The organism is Ferviditalea candida (genome assembly GCF_035282765.1).
Lineage (GTDB): Bacteria > Bacillota > Bacilli > Paenibacillales > KCTC-25726 > Ferviditalea > Ferviditalea candida.
Genome location: NZ_JAYJLD010000009.1, coordinates 65,974 through 80,342, shown reverse-complemented (window position 1 = coordinate 80,342; position 14,369 = coordinate 65,974). Strand labels below are relative to the sequence as shown.

The window sequence follows — 14,369 nt, the reverse complement described above, 5'->3', positions numbered from 1 at the left end:
GTTTTACCCCCTTGTATCTTCTGATTTCAGTTGTTGAAAATAACGGATGATTTCTTCGGAAGCCGACACGTCGCAATACTTCATCCACAAATCCAGCAAAGCCGCTTTATGGGAAAGCTCAATCCGGTCATACACGCAATCCTCGACTACAGCCACATTGAAATTGCGCATCACTGCATCCACTGCCGTAGCCCTAACGCATCCGCCCGTGGACCCCCCTGCCAAAATAAGAGAGTCGACTCCCATCTTGATCAAATAACTGACCAACGGGGTTCCAAAGAAAGCACTTGCATAACTTTTGTCAAGAACCAGTTCATTCTCCAGCGGCTGCAATTCTTTAACGATTTGCGCTTCCGGACGGCCATCCAGATATTTGGTATTGTCCCGCTCAGCCTTGGCGCTGAAATTATCGAAAAACAATGTTTTTTTCTGGACATTTCGGGTGTGCATGACGGGTATGCCGCAGGTCCGCGCCGTTTCCAGCAGATTTTGTATGCTGCGGATCGCGTCCCATGCCCTGCTGCCGCCTCCGCTCGGCCATTGATCCAGCTGCTGCTCGATCGGCACATCCTCGCCGACATAGTTGTATTGGACGTCGATGATCACCAGCAGCGGTTTTGAGCCTAATCCGCGCTTCTTTCCGTATCCTCCTTTTTTGATGACAAGACGATCGGCTTCGGTAAGCGCATCATCCCAAACATAGGTCATTCATTGGCACCCCTTTCTTGTAAAATTGTCGTGGCGGCATGGTCGCCGGCAATTTTGCCGAAACCCAATGCAGCCAACAGCCCGTTTCCCGACATGTATCCATAAGCATGATTGCCCGAAACTCCCGCTGCGGCTCCACCACCCGCATACAAATTTACGATCACCTCCCCTTGCTTATTCAACACCTGCGCGTTCGTATTGATTTTCAACCCTCCCTGTGTATGAAACAGTGCGGGAACCACTTTAATTCCATAGAATGGGGGAGCCAAACGCTTCGGAAACAATTTCCTTCCGAATTGATCTTCTCCTCTTTCCGCGCATTGTTGAAAATCCTCAAATGTATGTTGTAAACCGGAAGGGTTCAGCTTTAGTTGACTGCCTAATTCCTCAATCGTATCGGCAATCTTGAAGGCATCGATCTCCGCCAGGTTTTTAAAATCCTCGATGGAAAGAAGCTGGCTGTATATTTCATGATCAAAAATCAAATACCCGTGCTTTCCCGATTGCTGCAGGACAAGCATTGCAAACTCCGAGTATCCTTGCGATTCGTCTCCAAACCGCCGTCCTTCCTCGTTCACCATGAATCCGCCCAGCATGATCGTTCCCCAAGTAACCAAGATTCCATGCGTTTCCGATACCGCAGAATGTCCCTGATAAGCCCCGAGACTCGCAAAATCGGCGCCGACCTGTTCACCCATCTTGATGGCGTCGCCCGTATTGCCTTCATACCCGAAATAAAGAGCATCGGCAAATTCAGGTATATATTTGCGCACCATCTCTTTGTTCGCGCCAAACCCGTTTGTCGCCAGGATGACCTTGTTCGCCCGGATTCTCTGCTTGCCGTCCGGCGTTTGAACTTCCACACCGATGATTTCCCGGCGTTCATTCGCAATCAAACGAGTCACCTCGGACTGAAGCAGCAGATAAATATTGTCCCTTTCAGACACTTTCCGCCGCAGGCTCCGGATCAATTCCATGCCTGAACGGGATTTCGGGGCATGCATGCGGCAATTTCTTTGTCCTGGATATTTGAACTCGCTGATCAGCGACAATTCGATGCCAAGCGAATCCACGAGCCATTCCACAAGCGGACCCGAAGTTTTGCTGAGAGCCAAAACAAGCGCTTTGTCGCTTTCAGAACGGTTTTTTTTCAGAATGTCTTCCGCCATCTCTTCATAGGTCTCCCAAATCCCGATATCTCTTTGAAATCGGGTTCCGGCAGCTGGAATCATGCCTGCGCTAGATGCCGTATTTCCCATGACCTGATGCGTTTTCTCAAAAACGGCAACCTCGAGCACGGGGCTTTTTTCAGCCGCCGCCAGCGCGGCAGCCAATCCGCAGCCTCCAGCCCCCGCAATGACTATGTCCAATTCAGCGTCCCACAACACGGTTCACCTCCATATGCAATCAGTCCCTAGGAGTCGTCCGACGAAATCATCCGAAAAAGGGATGGCACTCCACCGCTGTTGAAATACAAGTTGTCTTGAATTGTCCCTTGTGGCAACAACTTGATTTCAAAGGCGTACAAGTTTTCGCAGAAAACTGCATCGGGAGCGTAAGCTTAAACTTTCCGTGCTCATTCCCTTTCCCTCCATCACCGTATGAAAAATAATCATGACTTTACTTCGGACATACTCCTGGCTTCTTTCTTTACGGTATTGTGAGTTCCAGCACTTCTTTCATATCCGAAACCTGTTCCAGATTCATCACAAGGCCGACCAGTTCATCTGCTTTTTTCCAACCCGCCGTCTCCGCAAGCCGCTGCATTTCTCCATCACCCTGTCTTCCAGGCCAGTCTCCCCCGCATCTCCGGAGGCGCCGCGAACTTCATGCTGCAGCAGCTTTCCGGATTTCGTAAAAATCTCCACTCTGGCTTTCCTTTCATCCGGCAGCTATCGTGTGTATTCCGGATCCTCAAGGACAAATATTTTTTGCGCCAGTTTATTTAGCGTTTCAATATCATCCTCAGAAAACAAAAGAGCACAGCGAATAGGTGAATACATGAATTTGATCAATCTCTTCGATCGCAACCCCGGACTCGGACAGGATCCGCTGAACGGCATCCAGCGACAAATGCGCCGAAAGCCCGACTCCCGTGCCGTATACGGAAGCTGCAAGACTCCCGCGCTCCCCGCGATGTCCGACGGAATGCTGCTTTACGAAACGCAAAGGTTTAGACCGATTCCCGTGAACAATAGCTGAAATGGAGTCCAAAACGATCAATTTGGCTCTGCGGATGATTTCCGAATCAGCGTCTTCCAGCGAGAAAACGCTTGCAAATTCAAGCTAATTGTACAAAGCAGGATGGTTCGCGGCCATTCTCTATCCCTCATTCATTTTCATTCACTTTTGTTCCACAATATGAAACGCGTTTCAATTTAACTTAATTCTATCATTCGTGGCGATCAATAATCAACAACTTTTTGCCCATTATTCAAATTTGTCTGAATCCAGCCAATATTAAAGATCTTTGCTCAGACAGCCAGCTTCATTCTCCAGCGTGGATTTTTCGGGCTTTTTCAACTGTTGACACCCTCAGTCAATTGAATTAGGATAAAATTAATTTCACAATATGATTCGCGTTTCATAATATGGAACTGATACACCGGTTCCTTATCAACAATAGCCTCGGGGAGAGGATGAAATGAGCGGGCAGACCGTAATTGAAAAACTGATTTCCAACCACACCGGCAAAAAGGTTTGCAGAAACGAGATTGCGATTGTCGAAGTGGACGGGATCATGGCGAGCGATACGACTGCGCCATTGGCCATCAAAGCTTTTGAAGAAATGGGCGGAACCCGTGTTTGGGATCGGGACAAAATGTTTCTCGTCATCGATCATGCGTCTCCCGCACCCAATGAGCGAATCGCCAATCTGCATGATATGATGCGCAGGTTTTCAAGAGAACAAGGCGTGAAACTATATGATGTCGGGGAAGGAATATGCCACCAGCTGATGATCGAGAAACATCACGTCAAGCCCGGTCAAATCTTCTTCGGCGCTGACTCGCATACTTGTACTTACGGTGCAATCGGCGCTTTCGGAACAGGGGTCGGTTCAACCGACTTGGCGGGCATCATGCTGACCGGGAAAACCTGGGTCAAAGTGCCGGATACGTTGAAAATCGTTTTAAACAATACCCTTCGCCCATATGTTTCCACAAAGGATTTGATTTTGTTTCTGGCGGGGCAATTAGGAATCGAAGGCGCAACCTACAAATCCATCGAGTTTACCGGCGATGCTTTGATGCCGCTTTCGGTCGACAGCCGGATAACGATTTCCAATATGGTCATCGAGATGGGAGCCAAAGCCGGTTTTGTGGACACGGCAGGACTTCAGCTGCCCTATAATTTCGATTCCGTGAAGCCGGACGACGACGCGGAATACGAAGCAGTGTACGAATACGATGTATCGAAATTGGAACCGATGATCGCGTTACCCCATTCCCCGGATAACGTCAAACCGATCAGTGAAGTAGGATCCGTCCCTATTCAACAAGCCTTTATCGGAAGCTGTACGAACGGCAAATTGGAAGATCTTCGGCAAGCGGCCAAGATACTTAAAGGCAAAAAGATCGATCCTCGGGTTCGACTGATGGTCACCCCGGCTTCCAAAGAGGTATACCATCAAGCGCTTTTGGACGGTACAGCGGAGATTCTTATGGCGGCCGGGGCCACTCTTTTACCCTCGGGATGCGGTCCGTGTGTCGGAACTCACTTGGGCATACCGGGCAACGGGGAAAATGTCCTTTCATCGACAAACCGGAATTTCCAGGGCAGGATGGGAAACCGCAATGCCAACGTTTATTTGGCTTCGCCGGTCACTGTGGCCGCTTCGGCGCTGACGGGACAAATTACCCATCCTCAAAACATTCGTTAGGAGGGTCAGCATGATCATCAAGGGAGTATGCCACGTTTTTGGCGACAATATCGATACGGATCGCATTATCGCAGGCAAATACACCAAGACGCTGGATTTGCAGGAACTTGCCAGCCATGTGATGGAAGACTTGGATCCCGGATTCAGATCGCGTTTGAACAAAGGGGACATTGTCGTGGGAGGTTATAATTTCGGCTGCGGGTCCTCCAGAGAACAAGCTCCCCTTGCCTTGAAGACGGCGGGAGTTTCCTTAGTTGTCGCCCGCTCGTTTGCCCGTATCTTCTTCCGGAATTCCATCAATATCGGACTACCGCTCATTGAAGCAAAGGATCATCGGATTGCTGATCAGGATGAGTTGGAAACGGATCTGATTCACGGAACCATTACAAATCTTTCCCAGAACGCACAATACAAGGGAACCCAAATGCCATCCGTCATGGTGGACATTTTAAATGAAGGCGGCCTGACCAATTATTTGAAAAAATACGGTGCCTTCAAAGTCAACTAGCATCCAGATGTAATAGAATCGGCAAAGCAAAGGGACTGCCCAGTCATTCGACGTTGGGCAGTCCCTTTGCTTATAGGGCCGATCGGCTGCTTCTGGTTCGGCTAATGAGGATTGATCAGGCGCGTTTCTCCATCGGAAGCCATGCCATCGGCTCCGGACCGATATAATCAGCGCTGGGCCGGATCAATTTGTTGTCGGCCCGCTGTTCGATAATATGCGCGGACCAGCCGCTGGTGCGGGAGATGACGAATAACGGCGTAAACATCGCGGTCGGCACGCCCATGATATGGTAAGCCGATGCGCTGTAGAAGTCCAGATTCGGGAACAGGTTTTTCTCATTCCACATGATCTCCTCAATCCGCTCCGATATCCGATAAAGCTTCATGTCCCCGGCATCCTCGGACAAACTGTGCGACCATCTTTTGATAATATCCGAGCGGGGATCGGATACCGAATAGACCCGATGGCCGAAGCCCATGATCAGCTTCTTCTTGGCCAGCATGCCGCGCAGGCCGGTCTCCGCTTCATCCGGCGAGTCAAATTGTTCGATCAGCTCCATGGCGGCTTCGTTGGCCCCGCCGTGCAGCGGTCCGCGCAGCGTGCCGATCCCGGATGTGATCGCCGAATACATATCGGACTTGGTGGAAGCGGTTATGCGGGCGGCAAACGTCGAAGCGTTGAATTCATGCTCGGCATACAAAATCAGCGATACGTCCATGGCCCGTTCATGCAGCTCCTTGGCTTTGGAGCCGTGCAGCAGATGCAGGAAGTGTCCGGCAATGCTGTCGTCATCGGTTTCCGTCTCGATGCGCCGACCGTTTTGCGAGTAGTGGTGCCAGTAGAGCAGCATGGACCCGAAGCTGGCGATCAGCCGATCGGCGATGTCGGACTCCTTCCTGTCTCCGCTTTCCGGCTCCATCGTCCCTAATGCCGAGCATCCGGTCCGAAGCACGTCCATCGGATGCGCGCTGCCGGGCAGCTGTTCGAGTACGGCTTTCAAGCCTTCCGGCAGCCCGCGAAGTCCCGCCAATTTCCGCTTATAGGCAGTTAATTCTTCCCGGTTCGGGAGCTTTCCGTGAATCAGCAAATAGGCCGTCTCCTCAAACGTTCCGCTATCGGCGAGATCACCGATGGAATACCCCCGGTAATTTAAGCCCTTGCCTTCTTTTCCCACTGTGGCGATTGCTGTTTGTCCGGCTACAATACCGGCCAGTCCTCCTTGTTTTTTTTCGGTTGTCATCTGTTGTTCCTCCTTTTCCGGTTAATTATGGGCTAAGCTGATCAATAATTATACTTTTACCACGGTTCTGCCGCGAATCTTGCCCTTCAGTATGCTTTCGGCCGCTTCCGGGACATCTTCAAGCGCAATTTCCCTCCCGATGCTTTTAAACAGTTGCTCCTGCTTCCAATCGCCGGCCAGCAGCTCCCAAATTTGCTTTCGGGTGTCCATCGGACAATAGACGGAGTCGATGCCCAGCAAATTAACGCCGCGGAGAATGAACGGGAAAACGTTCGTGCTCAGCTCCGTGCCTCCGGTCAAGCCGCTTACTGCAGCGGAACATCCGTATTTCAGCGTGCTCAAAATATAAGCGAGCGTCTTCCCGCCGACAGGGTCAACCGCTCCCCCCCAACGCATTTTATCCAACGGCTTTATTTTATCCGGCGTCAGTTCTTCCCGGTTGATGATTTCCTTCGCTCCCAATGCTTTCAAATAATCATGCTCGGATTCTTTCCCGGTGCTGGCCGTGACATCATAGCCCAATTTGGCCAGAATCGAAACGGCCATGCTGCCCACCCCGCCGGTCGCTCCGCTGACCAGCACGGGGCCAAGATCCGGTCTCAGACCGTTATGTATCAAGCGGAATACGGACAATCCGGCGGTGAAACCAGCCGTTCCGTAGACCATCGCTTCCCGCAGACTGAGTCCGGAAGGAAGCGGTACGACCCAATCGCCCGGAACCCGGGCATACTCGCTGAAGCCGCCGAAGTGGGATACACCCATCTCATAGCTGGTCACAATGACCGGATCCCCCTCATGAAAACGCGGGTCCTTGGATGCAATCACCATGCCGCTCAGATCAATCCCCGGCACGAAAGGATACTTGGACACAATGCGTCCGTTCGGCGTGCAGGCAAGCCCATCCTTGTAGTTTATGCTCGAATAAGAAACCCTAATCGTAACTTCCCCTTCAGGCAAATCATCCTCCGTGATTTCTTTGATTCCCAGAAAAAAACGGTCCTCCTGTTTGTCCGCAATCAGTGCGCGAAACGCATGCTCCATAATTACATCTCCTTTAAAACATTTTCAAGGATTTCATCAATTATCTCTTACCTGCAATTTCATATCCAATAGAAAATAATTATCAAAGCTATAAATTCGCGGTTGGAAACTACTTTAAATTTGCTCGCGCTCCCGGATATATTGCAGCAAATGATCGCAGCTTCTGTCGATCAGTTCGTAAACGATTTGAAAATTTCCGGAATAATAGGGGTCCGGCACATCGCGAAATTCGCTTTCCGGCAAAAAGTCCAACAGCAGCGAGACATGCTCCGTTTTTAATCCGCCGGCCAATTTTATCAGATCTCTGGCGTTGTCCGAATCCATGGCAATGATATAATCGCTTTCCGAAAAGTCCTGCTTCCGAACCTGCCGCGCCTCAATACCGCTGTCGTCAATACGCTTTTGCCTGAGAATCTTGCGGGTTCCCGCATGCGGTTTTTCGCCCACATGCCAGCTTCCTGTTCCGGCGGAATCCACTTCAATAAGCCCTTCCAAACCGGAGTCCCTTACCTTCCCACGGAAGACCGCCTCCGCCATCGGGGAACGGCAAATATTGCCCAAACAAACAAACAGCACCTTGATCATTTCGATCACCCGAGTATTCGCATATTTACAATTATTCTACAAGAATCCGCTGAAGAAAACCATTGCCACCCTCACTTTTTTCCGCGGCTCAATTGAAAAATCCCGATCAACAGCATTAAAATCCCCATGTCAATGGCCAGGACGTCAAACAGTTTGGCTGTATTGATATTCGCAAAATTTTGATTGAACCATTGAACGTAATCTTGCAGCAGCGGGTCCTTGGACATCCCCAATACCGCCGCCTGAGACATAATTCCCGCCACGATAATTTGAATCCACGGAAGAAAATTGAAAATTTTTGATATGTATCGCATAAAGGTAAAGGTGATCAACAGGCTGATAAAAATACCGAGCATGATTTCCAATACATGATCAGAGAGCTGCGCGGTCACGATGATGCTGTCCATGCAAATCACAAAATCGGTCATGACAACCAATGCCAGCATGCGAAGCATGGAAAGCGACGGCGATCCCGATCGGAACCATCGGGTTTCATCCGTTCGGGTTGCCGTCAGGACGATTCTTAAAGCAAGACCGATAATGACCAACCCCGAGAAAAATCGGAGACCGGAGATTTCAGCCAATTGTCTAGAGATGAACACATATCCGGTTCGAGTTATCGTCAGCGCAATAATGGAATAATAGATCATCTGATAGTATTTGCTTGGATATTGATCGTAGGAATATTTCCTCAGCAGAGCGGCTATGATCAGAACGTTGTCCAGATCGTTGAAAAAATTGAGTAAAAATATTTTGACAACGACATTCAAAACGGTTGTCCCCTTATTTGTAGAATAGTTCCACTCCCTAATGTTTATGTGGACAACCGGAATTTATGTCATTGCAGGAAGGCGGAGCGTCATGATGGACCGGCCGTTACCTTCACCCCGCCTGTACACAGACATCCACCATAATTGTAGATTTCCAATTGATATCCGCTGCCCGCAGGAAGATTCATAAACACATATTCAAACGGCTTGCATATACGACAGGATGGTCCACTCCAAGGCGTCCCCTGAACTGTCAGATCGTGTGATAAAAAGGCAGCCTCCCGATCGGAAGCTGCCCCGTATATGCCGATATCAATCAATTCCTGTTATTTTTTTCGTGCCAATCTTCTTTTTTGTGCTTCTTATCCTTGTACTTGCTGCCCTCGTATTTGTCATCCTCATCGTCCTTGTGATGATGCGGATGTTCATATTCCATTTCGTCGTCGTCAAATTCGATGCAGGTCAGATAATTTCGCTTTTTCATGACATCAAAATAGCGATGCATTTGTTGGATTTTCCGGTCTTTTTGCATCTTGCTGATCGCGCCGTATTCCGCATATTTTTGGAATAGCTCCTCATTGTCCTTTTCCAGACGCTGCACCAGCAGATCCAATTGTTTCTTTTGTTCGGCGCTCAATTTGACATCATCCACGCATCCGTCATCATCGTCGTAATCGTCCCAATCATCGTCTGTCTGCTGAATCGATGAATCTGCAGTCTGAGTCGTCTCCGTTGACGGATTGGCAAAGGCTGCGCCGGGAATCCATAATGACAAGGCTAAACCAAGCAGAAGTTTTACCAGAAGCTTCTTGTCCAAAATAACCAACCCCTTTTCATCAGTAGTCTACGGGGTTATTTTGGCTTGGATCGACTAACTTTATCAAAAATAAACAATAGAAATATTTGGGAAAGAAAAAAAGACATAAAGCTTACATTCCCGGTAAAAATATGTTCATGAGATCAGAAAGGGTGTGACCTGAAGATGACCCGTCGTTTCCGCAATAAATGGATCAGCGTTAGTCTGATTTTCGTTTTTCTGTATGTAATTCTCGGAGCTCCCTATCAGGCCAAAGGGAGAGATGATGACGGCGAAATGGATTGTACGGCCAGAGTCAAGATGAGCTGGGCAACCAAAAAACGCTTGGATCAGATATACCATGAAATCTACATGGATTACTACAGCTTGATTGAAACTTACTCCTGGGCCGGAGCCTTGACGAGGAGCCAGAAAGAAACCCGATTGCGCATGCTGAAGCATTACATCGACAGAATCAAGAGAGCCAATTATCAATGGTGCAGCGAGCACGAGCCGGACGAATGGGAAGAAGAGTGGTATAACGCCGACTGAGGGCGATGCCCAAGGTACTGGACACTAAAGCAAAAGGCCTATCATATATCCGGCTAGGCCCAGAAAAATCCCGATCAGATAACTGCTCAAGGTATAGACAATAAACAAAAGCCATCGCTTGCCGGCAAGCATCTGATGGCTCTCCAGTTTGAAAGTGGAAAAAGTGGTGAAGGCCCCAAAAAATCCAACGCCCATGAACATTAGGAGCTGCGTGTCCGCCCGTCTTCCTGCCAACAATCCCAGCAAAAAACAGCCCAGCAGATTGACCGTCAACGTTCCTAAAGGGATTGGCGACACCACTTTTTTCGCATACCATTCACTGACGAAATATCGTGCCATGGCCCCCAAAAAACCGCCAGCGCCAACCAGAATCGCATTCCACAGCATTCTTGTCCCCTTCGCTCCCCGTCCTTTATCCGCCCTGACGACCTGCCGCCCGGTTGCCGAATCCAACCATCAGAAGCCCTCCGGTAAAACTGAGAAACACATAAACAGAACCTGTCCATATCATGCCTTGGCGGTACAGCTCCACCGTTTCCAAACCGAATGTGGAAAAGGTGGTGAACGAGCCGATCAACCCTGTCGCAAAGCTTTTGCGAGCCCATACCGGTACGGCTTGGGCCGAAGAACTCCATGCGGAGAACCAGCCGAGAACGAAGCAGCCGATATAATTCGCGGTCAGAGTGGACAGCGGAAACGCCGTGCTCCACCCGGTGTCCACATAGATTCCCAAGAAATAGCGAAGCAACGCGCCGACCATTCCTCCCGCACCAATCAACAGGTAGATCAAACCTTCCTTCACCCCGAATCGTCAAAGGCAGTCCTCTATTGTTCTATGAAAACAAGAGGGCTTTTATGACGATTCCCGCTTGTTCGACGCCATGCAAAAATTTTTTTCAAAGACAGCGGTATACAGGGCAATCTCTGCGGAAATAATATTTTATGGCAAAAAATTCCCAAATTACACAGGAGGTATGTATTGATGGCAGCACATTTCGGTGCACATGAAGTCATGGAAGTGCATGAAGTACTCTCGACGTCCATTGAAGGGATCAATCTGTTTCATCTGTACCGCCCGTATGTGAAGGATCAGCAGCTCAGGCAAATCCTGGACCGCCAAATCTTGTTCATGACGAACGAATACAACAACCTTGTTCAACTGGTCGAACAGCAAGGAGCCGGCCAGGCGATACCTTATCGAACCGTAAAAAATTTTGCTCCTACATACGGTCTGGACAACCCGGCCACCAATTCGCCGAATACCACTGCCAACCAAATGGATGACCGCGACGTAGCCAGCGGGATGCTGCTGTTTCACAAATCCTCTGCTGTGCAAAAGATGAACTCCGCACTGGAATGCGCCGATCCGAATCTGCGCAGCGCCATTCAGCAGGGAGCCGTCAACTGTTCCGAGGAAGCCTACGAAATCTGGCAGTTCATGAATCAAAAAGGATATTATCAAGTCCCGACCATGAAGGAAATGACAACCAATACTTTCATCAACAGCTATGGTCAGGCAAGCTCCCCGGGAATTTATGCAGGCGGCGCTGCAGCGAACGCAACTCAGGGCGTCTTCAATCCGAATCCGTTGAACGTCGGTTCAATCAATCAGAATCAGATTCAACCGAATACGAACAATATCAATCTTCAATAATCAAAAAGAGCGTGCCCCTTCGGCCTTTACAGACCGATGGGGTTTTTTTCTGGTTTTTTCTTTTGTACAATGAAGGAGGAGTCGGAAGATCGATAATTGGCCAAGAAAATTCCCGCGAACACGCTGATGCCGCCGATCACAATCGTTGCATTCAATGGCTCGCCCAGCAGGATGACTCCCGTCAGGATACCGAACACCGGAGCCAAAAACAGATAAGATGAAGCTTTAGAGGGGTCCATTCTGGATAACAGCATAAACCACAGGGTAAATTGTACCGTTGATCCCAGAACCGCTAACCAGAGTAGATCAAACAGGCTTTCCGGATTCCAAACGGTTTTGATCGTCTCGAACGAGAAGGCAAGAATCAACAGGATGATTCCCCCGAAGATCATCTGCAGAGCGGACAGCATCCACATATTGAATCGCGGACCCCAGACCTTGACCAGCAAGGTCGCAAACGACCAGAACACCGCTGAAGCAAGCCCGATCCAGGTCCCCCGATTGATCGCCATGTTGCCGTTCAACACGATCACCACACCTGCGAAGCCGATCAACACTCCGAGCCACTGTCTCCAGTGATAGGACTGTTTCAGCAGCAGGCTTGACAGGACCAATACCATTAACGGATTGGTAAAGGTCAGAATCGAGCTTTCTCCCGCACTGATATATTTTAATGCCGTAAAAATACAGGCCATCACGCCGGCGGTTTGCAAAGCGCCGATTAGCGCAGCCTTCCACAGCAAGGAAAACGGGGGGAGCTTATGTTTCATCAGCACGACAACCAACAACAAGCCGCCGCCGATCAAAAAGCGGTAGGCCGTTAAAATCAAAGGAGAAAAATACTGGAGACCCCACTTTCCGACGACAAATGAAGAACCCATCAGGAAGGTCGAAGTGATCAGAAGAACAATCGGCAGCAATTTGTTCAAGCACTTTTCCTCTTTTCTGATTTTTTGATGATCTTCAATCATTATACGGCTGCAGAACTTGCTTGCAAAGGAGCTAAACGCGTGGTTGAATCTGAACGTTATCGACACCAAATCGAATGGGAAATCAGCCAATGGAAGCAAAAAATTTTCAAACGTCCCGGTTTGCTGGAAAATTCGTCAAGAAAATTCAGCGGTTGGCTGAATGCAAAAATCCCTGACAAAGTTCATCAGACTGTAACCTCAACGATCAAAGGGATCGTGAATACCGTGTTGTTTACCGCCAAATTTGTTCCCAACGGTCCGGTGCTGCTTGAAACCCCGCTTGCAGCCAGGGATGCAAAGGCTAAAGGGGTCATATCCCGATATCAAAAAATCGCCTCTGCCGAGGGGGCGGGAACCGGAGCAGGCGGTGTATTGCTTGGTTTGGTGGATTTTCCCGCATTATTGGCGATCAAAATGAAAATGCTGTTCGAATTGGCTCATATTTATGGATACGATACGGCCGATCTCAGAGAGCGATTGTATCTGCTGCATGTGTTTCAATTGGCATTTTCCGGGTTCGAGCAACGCAAGAAAATTTTCGCGGTCCTTTCAGACTGGAACACCTATCAAAATCAATTTGCCGAACAGAGCAATGCCGAGCCGCAGGTCGATTGGCGGACATTTCAGCAGGAATACAGGGACTCCATCGATTTTCGCAAAATGCTGCAAATGGTTCCCGGTATCGGAGCCATCGTCGGGGCTTGGGCAAACTATTCCTTGATCGACGATCTTGGAGAAACCGCGATCAACTGTTACCGAATCCGCCTGCTGCAGCTGGAAAATAATCAATGAAGGCAATTGGGTGCACGATCAAAAAATCGGAGCCCCATTCCTAAAAAAGGGCTCCGATGATCATCATAACAATAGTTCGTTGTTTTATTCTTTCTTTCTATTCCAACTGCTTCCGTTCACACTTTTCAGTTCATGCCGAAGAAGCTTTACCCGCTCTTCTGTGTACACATATATATAGCATCGTTCTTGGCCTCCGCCCGGCAAAAAAACCTCGGTCTCAACTCTTTCATAATCATTTCTGGGATCAAAAGGGCGATAATATTCCTCCAGCATATCCATTTTCTTGAAAGCGATTGCCGGATTGTCCAGCTCGATAATCTCGCCGTAAATCACATTCGGAGAGCCCGGATCAATTACGGCAGCGGGATAATCTCCCACATCGTACATTTTTCCGTAAATATAAGCAGGAGTCACGCGCAGCACGTGTTCCTTGATCAAACGGAAATTGCTTTCCCCTGCGCGCAGGGTACCATACACAAACACTTTATTATTCAACGGATTACATGGCTCCTTTGGAAAACTGAACACCCTTCATTTTCCGTAAAAGGTATTATTGTTTCCATTATACCGCTCAACGCTTTTTCGCCACAAGACTTTCCTGTGCTCTTTTAATCATTTCCCTGACCATCGGCCCGCCGATGTTCCCTCCGATGATGCCCGCCTGCTCCGTCGTCAGCTTCCCGTTATACCCGCTGCTCAGCGGAATTCCGTTTCTGTCGGCTACCTGATATTTGACCGAATTCGGATTTTGCTCGTTAACGGTATATCCCTGTTCGAGCATCACTTCCGCCTTCAGTTGATCCAAACTGGCTCTGGCTTGCGGAACCAAGGGCGTTTTGCGTCTTCTTCTGGACAATCTGATTCCTCCTTTG

At 49.1% G+C, this 14,369-nt stretch carries 18 protein-coding genes; 5 read left to right on the top strand and 13 right to left on the bottom strand.

The features are described 5' to 3' along the window. Positions 1–3: 3 nt before the first annotated feature. From VF724_RS08375 to VF724_RS08365, 3 genes are all read right to left on the bottom strand, one after another. On the bottom strand, positions 4–708 hold the full coding sequence (locus VF724_RS08375) for an isochorismatase family protein (RefSeq protein WP_371753782.1): 705 nt from the start codon (positions 706–708) through the stop codon (positions 4–6). After that, positions 705–2,096 carry an FAD-dependent oxidoreductase gene (locus tag VF724_RS08370; RefSeq protein ID WP_371753781.1) on the bottom strand — a complete coding sequence of 464 codons (1,392 nt, stop codon included), beginning with the start codon at positions 2,094–2,096 and terminating at the stop codon, positions 705–707. Before VF724_RS08370 ends, VF724_RS08375 begins: the two co-directional genes overlap by 4 nt. 577 nt (positions 2,097–2,673) lie before the next feature. Continuing rightward, positions 2,674–2,877, bottom strand: a complete 204-nt coding sequence (locus VF724_RS08365; protein WP_371753780.1) for a hypothetical protein — start codon at positions 2,875–2,877, stop codon at positions 2,674–2,676. 475 nt (positions 2,878–3,352) lie between these two features. On the opposite strand from VF724_RS08365, the gene VF724_RS08360 reads away from it, so the two are divergent. After that, a complete protein-coding gene (locus tag VF724_RS08360) occupies positions 3,353–4,588 on the top strand; it encodes a 3-isopropylmalate dehydratase large subunit (RefSeq protein WP_371753779.1) in 1,236 nt (411 codons plus the stop codon). Positions 4,589–4,598: 10 nt separating this feature from the next. Beyond that, entirely contained in the window at positions 4,599–5,096 is a 498-nt protein-coding gene (locus VF724_RS08355) for a 3-isopropylmalate dehydratase small subunit (protein ID WP_371753778.1), read from the top strand. A gap of 115 nt (positions 5,097–5,211) precedes the next feature. On the opposite strand, the gene prpC is transcribed toward VF724_RS08355, so the two are convergent. The 5 genes from prpC to VF724_RS08330 all read right to left on the bottom strand — a co-directional run bounded on the left by prpC (position 5,212) and on the right by VF724_RS08330 (position 9,549). Continuing rightward, the gene (gene prpC, locus VF724_RS08350; protein WP_371753777.1) at positions 5,212–6,336 is read right to left on the bottom strand and encodes a bifunctional 2-methylcitrate synthase/citrate synthase; all 1,125 of its coding nucleotides are present in this window, start codon (positions 6,334–6,336) and stop codon (positions 5,212–5,214) included. A gap of 48 nt (positions 6,337–6,384) precedes the next feature. Continuing rightward, positions 6,385–7,377 (bottom strand): NADPH:quinone oxidoreductase family protein, encoded by a 993-nt coding sequence (locus VF724_RS08345; RefSeq protein WP_371753776.1) that lies wholly within the window; start codon positions 7,375–7,377, stop codon positions 6,385–6,387. Positions 7,378–7,491: 114 nt separating this feature from the next. Continuing rightward, on the bottom strand, positions 7,492–7,962 hold the full coding sequence (locus VF724_RS08340) for a low molecular weight protein-tyrosine-phosphatase (protein WP_371753775.1): 471 nt from the start codon (positions 7,960–7,962) through the stop codon (positions 7,492–7,494). Between the two features lie 71 nt (positions 7,963–8,033). Further along, on the bottom strand, positions 8,034–8,732 hold the full coding sequence (locus VF724_RS08335; protein ID WP_371753774.1) for a TerC family protein: 699 nt from the start codon (positions 8,730–8,732) through the stop codon (positions 8,034–8,036). A 316-nt stretch (positions 8,733–9,048) separates the two neighbouring features. Then, on the bottom strand, positions 9,049–9,549 hold the full coding sequence (locus VF724_RS08330) for a hypothetical protein (protein ID WP_371753773.1): 501 nt from the start codon (positions 9,547–9,549) through the stop codon (positions 9,049–9,051). Positions 9,550–9,714: 165 nt separating this feature from the next. Here VF724_RS08330 and VF724_RS08325 point away from each other — a divergent pair, with 165 nt between their 5' ends. Beyond that, positions 9,715–10,080 carry a DUF2680 domain-containing protein gene (locus VF724_RS08325; RefSeq protein ID WP_371753772.1) on the top strand — a complete coding sequence of 122 codons (366 nt, stop codon included), beginning with the start codon at positions 9,715–9,717 and terminating at the stop codon, positions 10,078–10,080. Between the two features lie 24 nt (positions 10,081–10,104). Here the strand turns inward: VF724_RS08325 and crcB (VF724_RS08320) are convergent, their stop codons facing one another. Next, complete coding sequence (gene crcB / locus VF724_RS08320) at positions 10,105–10,533, bottom strand: fluoride efflux transporter CrcB (protein ID WP_371753771.1); 429 nt, start codon at positions 10,531–10,533, stop codon at positions 10,105–10,107. Beyond that, a complete protein-coding gene (crcB, locus tag VF724_RS08315; RefSeq protein ID WP_371753770.1) occupies positions 10,493–10,870 on the bottom strand; it encodes a fluoride efflux transporter CrcB in 378 nt (125 codons plus the stop codon). Before crcB (VF724_RS08315) ends, crcB (VF724_RS08320) begins: the two co-directional genes overlap by 41 nt. Positions 10,871–11,062: 192 nt before the next feature. Here crcB (VF724_RS08315) and VF724_RS08310 point away from each other — a divergent pair, with 192 nt between their 5' ends. Continuing rightward, entirely contained in the window at positions 11,063–11,734 is a 672-nt protein-coding gene (locus VF724_RS08310; protein ID WP_371753769.1) for a spore coat protein, read from the top strand. A 26-nt stretch (positions 11,735–11,760) separates the two neighbouring features. On the opposite strand, the gene VF724_RS08305 is transcribed toward VF724_RS08310, so the two are convergent. Further along, positions 11,761–12,663, bottom strand: a complete 903-nt coding sequence (locus VF724_RS08305) for a DMT family transporter (protein WP_371753768.1) — start codon at positions 12,661–12,663, stop codon at positions 11,761–11,763. An 81-nt stretch (positions 12,664–12,744) separates the two neighbouring features. Between VF724_RS08305 and VF724_RS08300 the strand changes: the two genes are divergently transcribed. Beyond that, positions 12,745–13,497 (top strand): EcsC family protein, encoded by a 753-nt coding sequence (locus VF724_RS08300; protein WP_371753767.1) that lies wholly within the window; start codon positions 12,745–12,747, stop codon positions 13,495–13,497. Positions 13,498–13,581: 84 nt separating this feature from the next. On the opposite strand, the gene VF724_RS08295 is transcribed toward VF724_RS08300, so the two are convergent. Together VF724_RS08295 and VF724_RS08290 are read right to left on the bottom strand one after the other, a co-directional pair. After that, the gene (locus VF724_RS08295) at positions 13,582–13,992 is read right to left on the bottom strand and encodes a gamma-glutamylcyclotransferase family protein (protein WP_371753766.1); all 411 of its coding nucleotides are present in this window, start codon (positions 13,990–13,992) and stop codon (positions 13,582–13,584) included. A gap of 76 nt (positions 13,993–14,068) precedes the next feature. Further along, positions 14,069–14,353, bottom strand: a complete 285-nt coding sequence (locus tag VF724_RS08290; protein WP_371753765.1) for a small, acid-soluble spore protein, alpha/beta type — start codon at positions 14,351–14,353, stop codon at positions 14,069–14,071. Positions 14,354–14,369 lie beyond the last annotated feature (16 nt).